Source organism: Roseivivax sp. CAU 1753 (assembly GCF_054482575.1).
This window is the reverse complement of record NZ_JBTLRF010000001.1, coordinates 1,055,459-1,071,175: the sequence shown is the minus strand read 5'-3', so window position 1 is coordinate 1,071,175 and position 15,717 is coordinate 1,055,459. Positions and strand designations below refer to the sequence as shown.

General features: G+C 68.4%; 11 protein-coding genes. 5 read left to right on the top strand and 6 right to left on the bottom strand.

Annotated features, from left to right (window positions below; all coding sequences use genetic code 11):
* Positions 1 to 12 precede the first annotated feature (12 nt).
* The 4 genes from ACXYMN_RS04825 to ACXYMN_RS04810 all read left to right on the top strand — a co-directional run bounded on the left by ACXYMN_RS04825 (position 13) and on the right by ACXYMN_RS04810 (position 4,095).
* Positions 13 to 957, top strand: coding sequence for a type III polyketide synthase (locus ACXYMN_RS04825; RefSeq protein WP_459012322.1), 945 nt, complete (start codon positions 13 to 15; stop codon positions 955 to 957).
* A complete protein-coding gene (locus ACXYMN_RS04820) occupies positions 957 to 1,454 on the top strand; it encodes an isoprenylcysteine carboxyl methyltransferase family protein (RefSeq protein ID WP_459012321.1) in 498 nt (165 codons plus the stop codon). The genes ACXYMN_RS04825 and ACXYMN_RS04820 overlap by 1 nt, the downstream gene beginning before the upstream one ends.
* Positions 1,455 to 1,535: 81 nt before the next feature.
* Entirely contained in the window at positions 1,536 to 3,620 is a 2,085-nt protein-coding gene (locus tag ACXYMN_RS04815; RefSeq protein ID WP_459012320.1) for an efflux RND transporter permease subunit, read from the top strand.
* Positions 3,607 to 4,095, top strand: coding sequence for a hypothetical protein (locus ACXYMN_RS04810; protein ID WP_459012318.1), 489 nt, complete (start codon positions 3,607 to 3,609; stop codon positions 4,093 to 4,095). The genes ACXYMN_RS04815 and ACXYMN_RS04810 overlap by 14 nt, the downstream gene beginning before the upstream one ends.
* 23 nt (positions 4,096 to 4,118) lie before the next feature.
* On the opposite strand, the gene ACXYMN_RS04805 is transcribed toward ACXYMN_RS04810, so the two are convergent.
* Genes ACXYMN_RS04805 through ACXYMN_RS04790 form a run of 4 tightly spaced genes read right to left on the bottom strand, consistent with a single transcriptional unit; the run spans position 4,119 to position 12,124 of the window.
* A complete protein-coding gene (locus tag ACXYMN_RS04805; RefSeq protein WP_459012317.1) occupies positions 4,119 to 7,937 on the bottom strand; it encodes a CHAT domain-containing protein in 3,819 nt (1,272 codons plus the stop codon).
* Positions 7,938 to 7,939: 2 nt separating this feature from the next.
* Positions 7,940 to 8,833 (bottom strand): rhodanese-like domain-containing protein, encoded by an 894-nt coding sequence (locus ACXYMN_RS04800; protein WP_459012316.1) that lies wholly within the window; start codon positions 8,831 to 8,833, stop codon positions 7,940 to 7,942.
* A gap of 25 nt (positions 8,834 to 8,858) precedes the next feature.
* The gene (locus ACXYMN_RS04795; RefSeq protein ID WP_459012315.1) at positions 8,859 to 9,944 is read right to left on the bottom strand and encodes a serine protease; all 1,086 of its coding nucleotides are present in this window, start codon (positions 9,942 to 9,944) and stop codon (positions 8,859 to 8,861) included.
* A 38-nt stretch (positions 9,945 to 9,982) separates the two neighbouring features.
* A complete protein-coding gene (locus ACXYMN_RS04790) occupies positions 9,983 to 12,124 on the bottom strand; it encodes a caspase family protein (protein WP_459012314.1) in 2,142 nt (713 codons plus the stop codon).
* 174 nt (positions 12,125 to 12,298) lie between these two features.
* Here ACXYMN_RS04790 and ACXYMN_RS04785 point away from each other — a divergent pair, with 174 nt between their 5' ends.
* Entirely contained in the window at positions 12,299 to 14,041 is a 1,743-nt protein-coding gene (locus ACXYMN_RS04785; protein WP_459012313.1) for an alpha/beta hydrolase, read from the top strand.
* 61 nt (positions 14,042 to 14,102) lie between these two features.
* Here ACXYMN_RS04785 and ACXYMN_RS04780 read toward each other — a convergent pair whose 3' ends face one another.
* Together ACXYMN_RS04780 and ACXYMN_RS04775 are read right to left on the bottom strand one after the other, a co-directional pair.
* On the bottom strand, positions 14,103 to 15,068 hold the full coding sequence (locus ACXYMN_RS04780) for a hypothetical protein (RefSeq protein WP_459012312.1): 966 nt from the start codon (positions 15,066 to 15,068) through the stop codon (positions 14,103 to 14,105).
* Positions 15,069 to 15,136: 68 nt separating this feature from the next.
* Positions 15,137 to 15,574: a hypothetical protein gene (locus ACXYMN_RS04775; RefSeq protein WP_459012311.1), complete on the bottom strand. Its 438-nt coding sequence runs from the start codon at positions 15,572 to 15,574 to the stop codon at positions 15,137 to 15,139.
* Positions 15,575 to 15,717: the final 143 nt, after the last annotated feature.

The window sequence follows — 15,717 nt, the reverse complement described above, 5'->3', positions numbered from 1 at the left end:
TTAGGGCCGTTCGTGTCGCGGTTACAAAGGGCGGGGATCGACACCCGGTATTCCGTCGTGCCGATCGACTGGTTCACCAAAGACCATGGCTGGGCGGACCGCAACGCGGCCTACCTGGCGGGTGCGAAGTCCCTGTTCATCGCGGCGGCACAAAGCGCGCTGGACGACGCCGGATGGACCGGAGCCGATGTGGATTGCGTCGTGACCGTCAGTTCCACGGGCATCGCGACGCCGTCGCTCGAAGCGCATGCCTTTTCCGAGATGGGGTTCCGGGACGACATCATGCGCGTGCCGGTGTTTGGCCTGGGATGCGCTGGCGGCGTGTCCGGTCTGTCGACGGCACAGGCCATTGCCACGGGCCGGCCCGGATCGAAGGTGCTGCTGGTCGTCGTCGAGGCCTGTTCCCTGTCGTTTCGCGCGGACCGGCTGCAAAAGGCCGATATCATCGCAACCGTCCTGTTCGGAGACGGGGCCGCGGCGGCGTGCATCAGTGCCGCCCCGCCCACCTCCGGGACGTGTGTGACGCTTGGCCAGGGCCACCAGAAGATGTGGCCAGACACGCTCGACATCATGGGCTGGGACGTGGACGAGACGGGCTTCGGCGTGGTCTTCGACCGCTCGATCCCCAGCTTTGTCACCCAGGAATTCGCCGCCGCGACCGAGGGTGCACTGAAGGCCGCGACCCTCGATCACGACCGGATCGACCGATACGTCTGCCATCCCGGCGGCGCCAAGGTGGTCGAGGCGATCGAGGGCGCGCTGCATCTGGAACAGGGATCCCTGGACGCTGAACGGGACACGTTGCGCGTTGCGGGGAACATGTCCGCGCCGACGGTGATGTTCGTCATGAAGTCGGTGATCGACGCAGGCAAGACGGGCCAGATGATGGCCTGCGCCCTGGGGCCGGGGTTCACCGCGTCCTTCCTGCCGTTCCACGTCCGCGCGGCGGCGGCGTGATGGACACGGCGACGCTTCTGTTTCTCGGCTTCATCGTCCTGCAACGTCTCAGCGAGCTGGCGATTGCCAGACGCAACACGGCGCGCCTTCTGGCGAAAGGGGCGCATGAGGTCGGTGCCGCGCATTACCCGGTCATGGTCGCCATGCACAGCGCCTGGATCGCCTGCCTCGTTCTGTTCGGCTTTGACGAATCGGTTTCGCTCGGCTGGCTTTCCCTGTTCGCGGGGCTGCAGATCCTGCGCGTCTGGATCCTTGCCAGCCTCGGCGGTCGATGGACCACCCGCATCATCATCCTCGAGGAACCGCTGGTGGTGCGCGGACCCTTCAAATACGTCTCGCACCCCAATTACATGCTGGTCGTGGCTGAGATCATCGTGGCGCCGATGGTGCTGGGCCTGGTCTGGGTGGCGGTCGCGTTCACGGTGCTGAACGCCGGGATGCTGTGGGTCCGCATCCGGGTCGAGCACAGGGCGCTGGCGCCGTTGCGGGCGATGTAGCCCATGTTCCGCGGCATCGGATTTGGCGCGGAACGCCTTGGGATTGCTGCCCTGAAGGCCCCACGGGCAGCGGCGCTTTGCTTGTTTGCATTGATCGCCCTCATCGGGGTCAGCCTGCCGCAAGTCACCTTCGATGACGATATCCACCGGGTCTTTCTGTCAGACAGTCCGCTGTCGCAGGCACAGCGCACCTATGAGGACACCCAGTCGCCGCCGCTCAGTACCGCGCTGATCCTAGTCACCGCGTCGCAACCCTTCACCGTCGGCGACATGACCGCCTTGCGCGATCTGTCGCTGGATCTCGAATTTCTGGAGGGGGTGACGGCGGTGGCGTCACCCTTCGCGCTGCGCTGGCCCCCCGACGCGGCGGCGCCCTCTGGCAGGCCCCTGTTCGGCCCGGTTATCGCAGAGGACTTTCCCGCCAGCCTGTCTGCCTTCGACGATCTGCAAACCGGCCTGCCGACCTTCGTCAACGAAGCACTCACCGCCGTGTTGCTGGCCGTGTCTTTCGACACCGACCAGACGCGGGTTGCGGATGCCGTCGCGGACATATCGGCAGAGCTGGCGCGCGCGCTGCCCGCCAACCTCTCCGCGAACCTGACCGGCGAGGACGTGATCAGCGCCGAGATCGTGTCCGGGCTCAAGGCGGATCTGATTTCCCTGAACCTCTGGGGCGCGCTGATCGTGGCGCTGTCGGCCGTCGTGCTGCTGCGCGATCTGCGCATGGCGCTTCTTGCCGTTGTCCCCGCGCTCATCGGGGCTGCGGGTGTTCTGGCGCTGTCGGTCTGGCTTGGCTTTCCGATCACCGTTCTGAGCAACGTGATCCCGATCCTGCTTCTGGTGCTGGGTGTGGCGGATGGCGTCCATCTGGCGGGCCATGTCAAAAGCCATGGTTCGGTGCGGGATGCGGTGGAGACGGTCGGACCAGCCTGCGCGCTGACGGCGCTCACAACCTCGGTCGCCTTCGCGAGTATCACGCTGACAGGCAATGCGCAGTTGTTCGAATTTGCCATCCTGGGTGCGGTCGGCACGCTGTTGTCGTTTGCAATCGTGATCGTCAGCTTTGCGCTTCTCGGCCAGCGGCTTGCCCTGTCGGCGACACCGATCCCAGGTTTCAGCGCGTCCGGCGCAAAACGTCTGACTGAGATCGGAACGGCACGGCCCCGCACGATCATCGCCGGGTGCCTTGTCCTGCTGACCGCCGCGACCCTGGGGTTCAGCCAGACAAGGGCGTGGTTTCCGCTGTACCAGAATTTGCCGGACAGCAGCGAAACCCTGGCGACCAATGACGCGATATCCGACGACTTTGGCGGCGTCTTCCAGATGATCGTCGAAACCGACGGCGATTGGCAACAAACCCGGGATCTGGTTTCGCGGCTGGAGGCGGAAAGCGGGCCGGGCCGCGTCTTGTCAGAGGTGAATTTCGCCCGCTGGCTTGGCCATCCCGAGGTGCCGCCCACGCCGGAGGACCTGCAAACCCTGCCGGCGGCCCTGATCGCGCGGTTGCGCACCGAGACGGACGCATCGCGCATATTCGTCTCGGTTCCCGAACCCATGCGCAACGACGCGGCGCTTGCGGCCTTCGACAGGCTTGACCGCGCCGCAGTGCAGGGCGGCGCGGATCGCGTCCTGGGCCTGCCGACGGTCATGCGGCAGGAAGCCGTCAGCCTGATCGAGCAGTTGTCGGTGGGTCTGGTGGTGGCGGCGCTGGGCGCCACGGTCCTGGTCGCGCTCGCGTTCCGGTCGATGCGGCTGATCCCGACACTGATCATTCCCAATATTCTGCCCCTGATGCTGACCGGCGCGTCGATTCATCTTTGGACGCAGGGCGAACTCAGCCCGACGGCGGTGCTGGCGCTGACCATCGCCTTCGGCATAGCCATCGACGACACGGTGCATTTTCTCGGTCGGTATTCCGCGGCAATCGCGACGGGCAGTTCCGCGCACGACGCCGTCGAAACCGCGGCCCGTTCCGCCGGGCAGGTCATGGTCCTGACGACGCTGTTGCTGACCGTCGGGCTCAGCGTGACGCTGTTCAGCGACTTCACCCCGATCCGGCTTTTTGGTGGCATGATGATCGTCACGCTGTGGGCGGCGCTTCTGGTCGATCTGCTGTTGCTTCCCGCCTTGCTTACCTGGAAAGGACCTGCGCATGCGTCTGCTTAGCTTTGCCATGATCGCCCTGCTGACAGCGGGCGCCGCCGTCGCTGAGCCACTGGCCGAGATGGATGGTGCCTGGCGCGGGTCCGGCTGGGCCAGGCAAACGCCGGACGGTCCGCAGGAAACCGTGCGCTGCCGGATCCGGAATGTCTATGTGGCCGCCGACGACACGCTGCAGCTGTCCGGCGACTGCGTCGTGCCGGGTCGGCGGTTTGCCATCTCCGGGTCGCTGGTCGGCACGGGCGGGTCCGAACGGATCACCGGTCGCTGGTCGAACCCGGACGGGGTCGGCAGCGTCCGGATAAGCGGGGTGCGGCGCGACGGGATCGTCGCGTTCACTTTCAACGCCACCGACCCGGTCACGGGCCGCGACGTTTCGCAAAACGTCGAGTGGCGCATCTCGACGGGTGGCCTTCGCCTGCGCTCCACGGATCGCGGCAACCCCGATATCATGATGTCCGACATCGCGTTCACAGAGTAATCCGACACCGCCATGCGCGCGCATCAGGGCGCGGGTGCGCCTTCTCCGACGATCATGAACGGGGCCCAGTACGCCGGATGGCGCATGCGCGCGTCGCTTGCCGGGTCGTCCAGAACATCCAGCATCGCAAGCCTGAGCGCATCCGACAGGCCCAGCCCCGGATCGGTATCAAGCCGAGTGACCATCGCCGATGTCAGCCGCGTGGCGGCGTCCGAATAGACCGGCCAATGCGACACCAACAGGCTGCGCGCGCCGGCGTAGAAAAACGCGCTGGCCAGTCCGGACAGCCCCTCGGCATTGTCGGCGGTGCCCGCCGCGGTGTTGCAGGCCGACAGCAGCACAACATCCGCATCCAGCCGCAATTGCGCGATCTCCCCGGTTGTCAGCAGACCGTCATCGTCACCGCCGGGCGTGCCGGGCGGTGTCATCACCAGACCTGCGTCGAACGCGCCAACCTCGCCCGCGATCAGGCCATGGGTGGCAAAGGACAGGGTCCGGTATTCTGCCAAGGCGCCCGACCGGCTCAGCGCCTTGATCCGGGCTTCGGTCGCCTCGGCACCCAGCAGCAGGCGGTTCTTTTCGGGAAACAGGCGCGCGGCGTGCTGCAGTTCGCAGCGGGTTTCGGGCAGGGCGCGCAGATTGGCGAGGGCCTCGGTATCGGTCTTGCCGCCGCGCTGGAAGCTGCCGGTGCCGTTGGCATCAAGCGCGGCGGCCAGCACCGGCTCGCTTTGCGCCACGCCGCAGTCGAAGGGGCGCGCCCCGCCGCGCTGACTGCCGATCAGCGGATCGCCGATGCCAAGAAAGCTGCCGCCCCTGGCACGTACACCCCGACCGCGCAGGGCGTCGAAGCTGGCCACCGTCGGCACCACCACAACCGACATGTCGCGGAGCAGCCAGGCGGCATCGCGCAGCCCGGTGCCCGGCGTCGGGGCGTCGCGCACGGCCAGGTGAAACGGCATCGCCGTCAGCGCCCGGTCTGGCACCACGATCAGCCGGGTCTTGCCGACCAACGCTTCGGCCACCGGATCGAGCAGGGCCAGATAGGCCCGATGCGCCAACCCGAGATCGAAGGCGTCGGGGGGCGCATGCCCGGGCGCGTCGTCGAATGTGAACGCGCCGCGCGTCGCCGCCCGGGCCTGCCCGCAGCGCGCGTCGGTCAGGGCCGCGGCGCAGCGCAGATCGTTCGCCAGCGCGGTCAACGTGTCGCGGTTGACCGTCGCATTGATCCGCAGGCTGTCATGGGTGACCGCAAGGATCACGCTGCCGCTTTGCCCGGTCGCGGCATCGTCGGGCGCGGTGGCGACAAGCACCATGACCTCGTCCGGGTGCAGCCTTGCGGCGACGGTGGCAAGCTCTATCGCCTTGCCGGTGGCAAAGCGGGCATAGTCGGGGAAGCTCCGCGCGACGTCTTCGCGCAGGGCGCGGGCACGGGCCACATCGGTGTCGAGCCGCGCCTGAATGTCGGTCGCATCCGCGCCGGTCGCGACCCGGTCGCGAAACGCCGCGCGCAGGGCCACGATGCCATCTTCCAGATCCTGCAACTGGCGCAGGCTCCGGGCAAGCTCGGGTGCCGCGCTCCAACGGGCGGCGGCACGGCTGAGCGCGCGACCCGCCGACAGCCCGTTGACGCCCTGCGCCACCACGAAGGTCTCGTCCATGTAGCGGTCGGCCAGCCTGTCGTCCGCGCGGGCCAGACGGTCCAGCGTGGCGATATAGGCGGGCAGGTAGTCGCGCGCACGGGGGCCGAAATCCTGCCCCGGACGGTCCAGATCGCGGGTCACCTCGCGAAACAGCGCCAGCGCGGTCCCGAGGTCGTCCCGCTCAAGCGCGATGCGGGCCTGCAATGTACGGATTTCGGTGATCGCCGGGTCGTCGCGCGGCAGCCGGTCCAGCGCCTTGGCCAGATAACCCGATGCGGCGTCGAGGTCGTCCGTCGCCCATGCGCGCGCTGCCAGTTGCTGAAAGGTCAGCACCTCGATCGGCAGTTGCGTGCCGTCGCCGGATGCGCCCAGTGCCGCGGCTTCCAGAAACAGCGCATCCGCGGCCGCGTCCTTGCCCACCTGTTCGAGCAGCCCCGCATAGGCCAGCAACAGCGCGCGGTTGAGCGCGGGATCCGCGTCGGGCGCATTGCGAAAGCTGGTCAGCGCCGTCTCGAACAGGGCCGCGGCGTCGTCATGCCGCTGGGCATCGGCAAGGGCGGCGGCCAGGGTGATCTGCCCGGTTGCGGTGGTGCGCGACGTGGGCCCGGAAAGACGCGTGCGCACCGCAAGGGCGGCCTCGAGGATGGCAACCGCCTCGGACCCGCGCCCAAGCGCGGTCAGCGCGCCCGCATAGCTGGTCAGGTGCTCGGCCCAGGTCAGATCCTCGGTCAGGCCCGCGGATTGCAGCACGGCGATCGCGTGGGAAAATTGCGCCTCGGCGGTGGCGAAATCCCTGGTTTCGAGGGCGAGTTGACCCAGTTCGGCCAGGATATCCGCCCGCAGGCCCGGGTCCGCCGGGGCAAAGGCGGCGTTGTCCTGCAAGGCGTGCAAGGCGGCCTGCCGCGCCTCGGCGTATCGGCGTGACAGCGCCAGCAGGCCCGCGCGCTCCAGTCGCAGACGTTGCAGGCCCGGTGCGTGCGGATCGTCGCGCAGGTCGGTCAGGCGCAGCGCCAGGGCGTTGATGTCCAGCGCCTCTGGCACCCGGCCCCGGTCGGCCAGCCAGGCGGCCACATCGCGCAACGGGTCGGCCGCGTCGAAATCCGTCGTCGCCAAGTATTCGGGCGGCACGGCGGCCAGACGCTTGACCCACGGGACGGCGTCTGCGGTGTTGCCGGAGGTCAGATGCGCGAAGGTCATCACCGTGTAGATGCCGACCGGAAAGGGGTCGTCGGCCAGTACCGTGGCGGTCAGTTGCCGCGCGATGGCATCGGCCTCGGCTGTATTCCCGGCATGAATGGCGGTCGAGAACGGCCCCATCAGGTCGAGGTCCGCCCGGTCCGCGGCATCGCGGCGGTCACGCGTTGCCAGCGCGGTGGCGAACCAGTCCTCGGTGACGGACCGGGCATCGCCGGTTTGGGCGGCACGCGCCTCGACCCCGGCCCAGAGGGTATCGCCGCGCCGCGCCAGATCCGGCAGGGCCCCGGCCAGGCTGTCCGGATCGAGGCGGGCCAGCGGCAGCGCCTGGATGATCGCCTCGACCGGGTGGTCCATGGCCAGATGCGCCTCGGCGCGCAGCACCGCCGCCTCTAGCGTCAATTCGTCATCGGGGCCGTAGATCTCTTCCGCCGACAGTGCCAGATCCGCCGCCAGCATCGCCGCGACCTGCGGGGCCTCCGCGTCGCGGTAAAGCTCGGCCAGATCGCGCATCGTATCATGCAGCGTGTCGACCTCCCCGTGATCGAGCCGCGCGATCCGGATCAGGCCGGTCAGGTGGCGCGCCGCCTGTTCCGGCGCCCCCAGGAAATCATAGGTCAGGCCGAGCAATTGCAGCACCGGCACCCGGCGCGAATGATCGCGCCCGAACAGCCGGATCGCCTCTGCATCGAGCCTGTGGAGATCGGCCAGCGGCGCGTCCGTGTCGTCGGTGTAATAGGCGATCGTCGCCAGCGCCTCGCGCGCGTCGAACCGGTCAAGATCGCTGCCGGCGCTGTCCAGCGCGGCGGCGGCCAGCCCCTGCGCCGCGTCCCAGTCTTCCCGGGCGATCAGCTCGTAGGCCTGCGCGACGCGCGGGTCCTCGGCCCGAACCGGGGCGGTCGCGGCCAGCAGCGCGACCATGACCCCAACGGCGGCGGCGGTGGCTTTGGCCTTGCAGCATCGCCACGCGACCCGCATCCGTCCGGCAAGGCCCGACCGAAGCTGCACGGCTAGAATCCCGTCGGATAAAGTTGCAATCCGGCCATCTGCCAGGCCCGCAATCCGCCGCGATACCAGTAGACATTGGTATAGCCCGCCGCCACCGTGCGCAGGGCCGCGTTATAGCTGAGCCAGCACATCGGGTCGCTGCAATAGAGCACGATAACCGCGCCGGAATTGCCGCCGGTGATCTGGCGCAGCCATTGCACCGCCTGTTGCTGCGTACGGTCGTTGAAGCTGCCGCCGGATGCCAGCGCCGGGGCAAGATAGGCGTCGGGCAGGCTGTAGTCCGATCCCAGCACGTCGATCAGGATGATCGACTGCCCCGATTGCAGCGCGCCCGCCAGCGCCTGGGTCGCGACGACCTGCGCGCCGGGAAGGCTGGTGGGGGTCGGGCCATGGAAATTGCCCTGCCGCAAGTTCTGGCTGGGCGGAATGCCGTAGTCGCGCGCCTCGAAGGCGATGAGTTGCGGGTCCACCGGCGGGCCGGGCGGTGGGGACGGGGCCGGAGGTGGGGCCGGGACCGGAGCGGGCGGTGCCGGGGCCACGGGCCCGGGCTCGATCACGACCGCGTCGAAGCTGCCGGGGCCGAAGCTGTCGCCGCCGACAACCGGCACCTCGCGACCCGGCGTCGGGTCGGGCGTCGGGGCAGGTGTCGGGGCACCCGGCCCGCCCGCCTCGAAACTGCCCCCGAAACTGCCCCCGAAACCACCGCCCTGCGCGGTCGGTGGCGGGGTTGCGGATGGCGTCGCCGCAGCGCTGCCGCCAGTGTCGAAACTGCCTCCGAAACCGCCGCTCGTCTCGAAACCGCCGCCTGACTGGGCCTGCGCGGCACCCGGCGCCGGGACACCGGCGGACAGTGCCGCTCCGACCGCCAGCGCACACAGAATGGCATGGGTCTTCATGGTCCGATCCTTCCCTTCGATCCGGCTACCCGCCGAGGTTTTTCGCGATCCAGTCGTAGTAATTCGCAACGCGGGTATAGACCGAGTAGAGGTCCTGATGCCCGCAGCGCGTCGTCGCCCCGAGCGGCTCGCGCCCCCAGCTGACGATGCCGACCTGAAGCCAGCTGCCATCGGTCTGGCGGATCATCAGCGGCCCGCCACTGTCGCCGCTGCACGATGTCTTCGAACCCGACGGGATGCCCGCGCAGATCATGTTGTCGGACAGCGCATTGCCGAGATTGCTGGTCAGGATGGCAAAGGCCTGTTCCAGGGTTTCCTGCGGGATCCGGTTGGTCTGCCCCATCCCGATCAGGAAGCTGCCGAATTCGCGCTTGGTCTGCTCGGCCATGCCCCGGTTGCAGGTGTCGTTGCTGACGATGTCGATGTCGGTCTCCATCAGGTTGCGTGGAAACTTCTCCTCTTCCATCATGCCCCAGCCGACGACGACCGCAGGCCCTTGCGGCAATTGCGCGCCTTGCGGGGGGACCGGAATGGCGTTGACCGGCCCCGAGGCCTGGGTGATCGGCTCTGCAAGTTGCAACAGCGCGATGTCGTTGTCGATCAGGACCGGGTCGTAGTTTTCATGCACGATGACCCGCGCGACGGCGCGGATGTCGCCCTTCGCCAGATCGACCGAACTGGTGCGCACGGCGATGCTGCCGGGAGCCGACGGGCGGCCGTCCTCGCCGATCACGCAATGCGCCGCCGTCAGTACCCATTGCCGGGCGATCAGCGTGCCGCCGCAGAACTGGGACTGGAACAGCCCCTCGACCGTGTCGTCCAGCCGGGCCGCGGTGTGCAGCGACACCTGCGCGGGCCATTGCCCTTCTTGCGCCTCGCGCCCGCCGAAGATGCGGGTTGCGGCGTCGCCGCTGACCACCTCGGCCTCTTGCTTCAGCGCCGCCACATGCGCCTGCACGGCAATCGAGGACGTGCCGCCCGGCACGGCGATCCTGTCAAGGCCGCCGCCGTCCTGTGCGCCGCCCGCCGACGCGCAGCACAGGGCGAAAAATCCCGTCGTGACCGCTATTGCTACCTTGTCCATCTTGCCCTCCCATCGGGGTCCACTCATTCCTGCTGTTCCCGGCAACACGGCCCCGGGGCAGCCTTCTAATCTACGGCGCGACCGGCGCGGATGTAGGCTTCGGCGCGCGGCAGGACCCGCCAGCCGAACCGCTCGACCCAGATATTCTCGATATCAAAGCCGCCGAAAGCGCCGCGCGTATCGGGCCGCCGTGCGATGGTATCCAGGAAGTCGCGGGCCTGCGCCGTGGCCGCGCTCCGCGTCGCGCCCGCGTCATCCGCGCAGGTCTCGACCAGCCCTTCGAGGTTCAGCGCCTCGGCATTGGCGCGCTGTTCCGCGATGATCACGAACAGCCGCTCGTCGCCGGCCGCATAGCCGCCCGGGCAGTCCGAACACATGATCATGTCCTGCCCGAGACCGGTCGCGGTGCGGGCATCGACGATCCGGGTGTAGTCCGCATGCACGCAGAACTGCGCGTCGATATGAATGCGGTTGACGTCGAACTCGCCCGCAACCGTGCCCTGCGCGCGCAGGCCGATCCTGTCGCATTGCTTGATCTCGTCATTGCCCGACAGGGACCGCGCGGCGGGGGCGTTGGTCAGCGCCGTCCGGCATTCGCGCTGGGGCGACACCTCTGCCCCGATCGGTGCCAGATCGCCGACGTTGACGGAGACGAGGCTGGTGGACACCGCGACCGGGCTTGCATTCAGGATCGACCCGCCGCCGGACACCGATCCCAGCATCCGGGCCAGTGTCTCGGCCCTGGCGATCCGGGTCAGCAGGACCGGCAGATCCGGCGTGTCCGCCGACCACTTCAGCCCGACGGGCGTCTGTCCCTCAAGCGCGCTGCGCCCGAACCAGAGCGTAGTGCCGTCGCGGATCGTCTCGACGTCGAAGGTGTCCGCCACGAGGTCGAGCCGCACCGTGGCGCCTTGATTGGCCACGGCGACAGCGGCGCTCAGCGCCGTCATCACCGGATCGTCCGCGGGCAGCACCGCGCCGGTCCTCAGATCGCGGGGCAGGGCGATGCGCACCACCAGATCGACCGGGCGCGCCACCACCTGAGCGAACCGCGCCGCAGCCGGAACGGGGCCCGAGGCGGCGCAGGGGGCCGCAAGCCGCGGCACGCAATCGGCATCCACCGCCCGCAGATAGGCGCGGGTCGCCGCGACGTCCTCAAGCTGGGCGTAGCCGACCAGCGCCTCGGGCCCGTCGGCGGCATCGGCCACCAGCCCCACCAGCGTGCCGTCGCCCAGCCCGTGCACCAGCCCCGCGAGGATTTCGTCCTCGACCACGCCAAAGCGGCGCAGTCCGATGGTCCCGGTGCCGCCGAACACCGCCGCGTCGATCAGACTGCCTTCCCAGAGCGGCGTCTGCAGCCGCGCAGCACCGGGCACGGACCCATCCGCCATATCGCTGAGGACCGCCTGAAACAGCTGCCGGAAACTGATTCCGGGGTTGCCGTCAAGACGCGCGGCCAGCTTGGAGGTGAACAGCCCGTACCATTCCTCGCCGCCGCTGTCCTGGGCGAAGTTGACCTCGCGCGCGACCTCGGTCGACCGCGCGGCGTAGAACGCCAGTATCCCGCCGGGCAGATCCGGCCGCGGGGTTTCGGTGATCTGCACTTCGGCCTGCGCCGGGACCGTGACCTGCACCCCCAGCGCCGCGGGGTCGACGAACCGCGTCGCCGTGCCCGGGGCCGCCGCGCGCAGCCCCGAGCCCGAATGGCAACTGTCCATCACCAGCCAGACATCGGCCCCGGCTGCGCGGATCGCATCCACCGCCTGGCCGATCTCGTCATCGACGATGGCGTTGGGAATGGTGCCCGCGCCGGGTTCGGCCCGCGCCGTGTCGGACGGCAGAAAGACCTCGTCCAGACCGTCGGTCTCGTCGCCGTTCAGGTCGGTTTGCCGGGTGCCGTGGCCGCTGAGGTGGATATAGACAAAATCGCCGGGCCGCGACCGGCGGGCCATGTCGGCGAAGGCGGCGAGGATGGCGGCGCGGGTCGGGGCGGTCGGCCCGGCATCGGTCAGGGCGGTCACATCGCCGACGCCGCGATCCGCCAGCACCCGCTTCAGCAGGGCCACATCGTTGGCGGGCCCCCTCAGATCCGTCAGCCCGACGCTGTCATCGTAATCCGACACGCCGATCAGAAGCGCCCGGGTTTCCGCCTGCGCCGCAGATGTTAGACACAGCCATGTCGCAAGAAACAGCAGAAGCTTTTTCATCGCACCCCTCGCATATCGCGCAGGACCTAATGGGTAAGCGTGCAGACCTAGAATTGTGCGCAGCATAGGCCAAAACGGCAGCGCTTTATAGCTTTTTTCCCGGTCATGGGGTAATCTGGCGGGGTGAATCCCGGGCACATGTCCTGAACTTTCAGGTTTTTCGAGGATGGATTGATGCGACGTCACAGCGGGGTATCCTGGGTTGCGGGGCTGCTGATCGGCCTGTCGGTACTGGTTGCCGACCCTGCTCGGGCGCAAGAGGCGGACATCGCCGGGCTTGCCTGGCTCGCGGATAACGACCCCGCCCTTGCACTGGTCCGGACCGAGGCCGCGCTGGCGGAAATCCAGGCCGATCCGACCCCTGACCTGCGCCTGATCTTTGATCTGAGCCAGCTCAAGGCCACGCTTCTGCTGGACCTCGGGCAACGCACCGAGGCGGCGCGGATCCTGGCGGATCTGGCGCGGTTCGCCGCCCGCCACCGGCAGGTGCTGGATATCGATCCGGTGCCGCTTCTGTCGCAGGCCGCCGCGCTCTACGAGGCCGAGGGCGAGTTTCGTCGTGCCGGGCAGATCCTGACCGACAGGCTGGAAGAAGAGCGCGACGGCGGACGCCCGGGGCCGGTGCTGGCGGCGACGCTGCGCGATCTGGCGCGGCTGTCGGATCTGCTCGGGCGGCAGGCCGACGCCGCGGATTACCGCGCCGCCGCCGCGCAGGCGCAGGACAACGCGCCGACCGGGCCATCGCGGAGCGACGACGCGGGGTTCCGCGCCATCGATGTCTACTATGCGACCGACCGGGCGCGCAGCGGCGATGACGCGCCGGCGGCGTTCTATGGCTCGGGACGCGGCACGCTCGAGCTGGGGATCGCCACGGTCACCATCCCCGAGGTGCACACCCCCGGTCTGGTCGAAGCGCCGTCGATCTGGCGGCTGGAATTTTCTCCGTCACCGGCGCGGCACGTGATGCTGCAATCGGTCACGCCGGTCGAGACCGATGAATTCTACAGCCGCCTCAATTCCGAATTCGACGGCACCGGCAAGACCGAGGCCTTCGTCTTCGTGCATGGCTTCAACGTGCGTTTCGACCAGGCGACCAAGCGCGCGGCGCAGATCGCCTATGACATGGAATATGACGGCGTGCCGATCGTCTATTCCTGGCCATCGCGCGGATCGACCATCAGCTATGTCGCCGATACGGCGGTGGTGCAGCTGAGCGCGCGTCGCCTGACCGGGTTCCTCGACGATCTCGTGGAACGCTCCGGGGCGACGACCATTCACATCGTCGCGCACAGCATGGGCAACCGGGCGCTGACCGAGGCGCTCGAGTTGATGGCGTTGCGACGCGGGGTCAAGCCGGGCGATGCGCCGCTGCTGGGCCAGATCCTGTTTGCCGCGCCCGATGTCGACGCGGATCTCTTCGCCGAGATGATCCCGACCATCCGCCCCCTGGCGCGGCGGCTGACGCTCTATGCCTCGGAATCGGACTGGGCGCTGGTGACCTCGCGCAAGCTGCATGGCGACATGCCGCGCGCCGGGCAGGGCGGCGACGACACGCTGGCCATTCCCCTGGTCGACAGCATCGACATGTCGGAACTGGGCGAAGACATGCTGGCGCACAGCTATTTCGCCGACGACTCCTCGGCGTTGACCGACATGATGGCGCTGTTCTGGCGCAACACCGAACCGCTGCGGCGCTGCGGTCTGGTCGAAGATCGCACTACGGCGAACGCGGTGGCGGTGTGGCGCTACCGCAGCGGCAGATGCGGCGGACAGGAGTTGATCGACCTGATGGCCGAGCTGCGCCGTGTCAACGCCACCGTGCCGGCAGAGGTTCGCGCGGTCATGAAACGCAAGATCGAGGACACCGACATGCGCACGGTGCTGGAACCGGTGGTGATGAAGCTGATCGGGCAATAGCGCCCGGGGGGATGGCGGGTCGCGCTTGGGCCGGTTCGGTCCAGGGGGGGGGGCGGCGGGCCTACTGCCGGATCATGTCGAGAAAGCGCTGGTGATCCGCATCGCGCAACGCCTCTGCCCGGGCGCGGTCCGCTTCGCGCTGTGCCCAGCTTTCCTCGTTCGCGCGGCGGTTGGCCTCGGCGCGTTGGCGCTGCACCTCGCTGACGCGCCTTTGCCACGCCGGATTGATCCGGATCGACGCGACAAGGGCGTCAATGGTGGCCTGATCGACCGCGCGCCGGGCGGGCGCGACCCAGGTCAGGCGCAAAGGCTCGACAAAGCTTTGCTGGTAGGTGCCCGCCATGACCGGATCGGCGGGATCGGGCTGAAACAGATACCACGACAGCCACAGGCTTTCCGCGATCGGGTGTGCCCCGAGGGTGTAGGCCATGTCGATCCGCACCGCGTCGTAATAGACCTGCATCCCCGGTGCCGCGGCTGCGAACGTCTGTGCGTATTGCTTGCGGACGGCGTCGTTTGGCGTGGTCGCGGTGACGCGCATGTCGGCGGGGCGGGCGGGCCTGACCAGCGTCTGGAACAGCTGTTCGGTGCCGGTGACCTGCCCGACATGGCAGTTGGTGTTGCGAAATCGGGTGCGCAGGTCGTTCCGCTGGGCCTCGGCCTGGGCCACCGCCATCTGCGCCAGCGCCGCATCGAGCCCGGCGGTCATCGCCCCGAGCCAGACGATCTGGTGACCCGGCAGGATGCGCATCCCGGCCAGGCCGTCGGGCGCGCGGACGGTAAGCACCACCTCGTACAGATCGTTGCCGCTGCACGGCTTCGACCATAGGATATCGCCCGTCGCCGACCAGTCCCGCGGCAGCTCCAGGCTGTAGGCGGTGATCGGGGCGTCGAAGCCCTGCCGGTCGATGATGTCGAATGTCCGGGTCTGCTGGGCCTGCGCATGGCTGGCGGCGAACAGGACCCCGCACAGGACCGCCCCCAGTGCCGCCCCAAGGGCAGGCGCGAGATGTCGGATTGCAGGCATGTGGACCCCCCCGAACCGGCGAGCATGGTCCTGTCAGCCTAGTCGGCACCCGGATACCTGTCGAGCCCTCACTGCCACCACAAGGACCCGATCAGCAGGTATCCCAGCACCGCCCAGGCCAGCAGGAACACCTGCGCATAGCGGCGGGTCTGGCTGCCGACATTGCGCGATCGGACCCAGTCCTGAAGGTGGCGCGTGACCTCGCGTTCCTTGCGCGCGGCTAGATCCTGAAGCGCCGAGCGGTAGCCCTGATAGGTATCGCGGATCGAGACATAGGTGATCACGGCGCTGACCGAATAAAGAAAGAACACAAGGCAGCGCTGCAACAGGAACGGCTCGGGCGAGCGGGCGAAGAACACCATCACCCCGACCAGCGCCGCATGGGTATAGATGACCCGCTGCCAAAGCGTATCGAGACGGTCGTTGAATTTCAGCGTCAGCATCATCAGCTCGGCAAAGCTCATGGGTTTGGAGGGCTCTGGCGGGGGCGATGTATCGGCGTGCATGGGCGGCGATTTTTCGGCGACAGGCGATGGCCCGGGGCGCAGTGCGGAAACTCTGCCCCGGTCGGGCGCGTACTCGCAAGACCTGATTGCGGTATGTCGGGGGCATGGTCCTGCCTCGTCGGGGCAGACCGGCGCTGGCCCGC

Excerpts from the sequence above, each read along its gene's own strand:
- ACXYMN_RS04790 (WP_459012314.1), bottom strand. The coding sequence starts at position 12,124 with ATGAAAAAGCTTCTGCTGTTTCTTGCGACATGGCTGTGTCTAACATCT.
- ACXYMN_RS04785 (WP_459012313.1), top strand. The coding sequence starts at position 12,299 with ATGCGACGTCACAGCGGGGTATCCTGGGTTGCGGGGCTGCTGATCGGC.
- ACXYMN_RS04780 (WP_459012312.1), bottom strand. The coding sequence starts at position 15,068 with ATGCCTGCAATCCGACATCTCGCGCCTGCCCTTGGGGCGGCACTGGGG.
- ACXYMN_RS04820 (WP_459012321.1), top strand. The coding sequence starts at position 957 with ATGGACACGGCGACGCTTCTGTTTCTCGGCTTCATCGTCCTGCAACGT.
- ACXYMN_RS04795 (WP_459012315.1), bottom strand. The coding sequence starts at position 9,944 with ATGAGTGGACCCCGATGGGAGGGCAAGATGGACAAGGTAGCAATAGCG.
- ACXYMN_RS04800 (WP_459012316.1), bottom strand. The coding sequence starts at position 8,833 with ATGAAGACCCATGCCATTCTGTGTGCGCTGGCGGTCGGAGCGGCACTG.
- ACXYMN_RS04810 (WP_459012318.1), top strand. The coding sequence starts at position 3,607 with ATGCGTCTGCTTAGCTTTGCCATGATCGCCCTGCTGACAGCGGGCGCC.
- ACXYMN_RS04775 (WP_459012311.1), bottom strand. The coding sequence starts at position 15,574 with ATGCACGCCGATACATCGCCCCCGCCAGAGCCCTCCAAACCCATGAGC.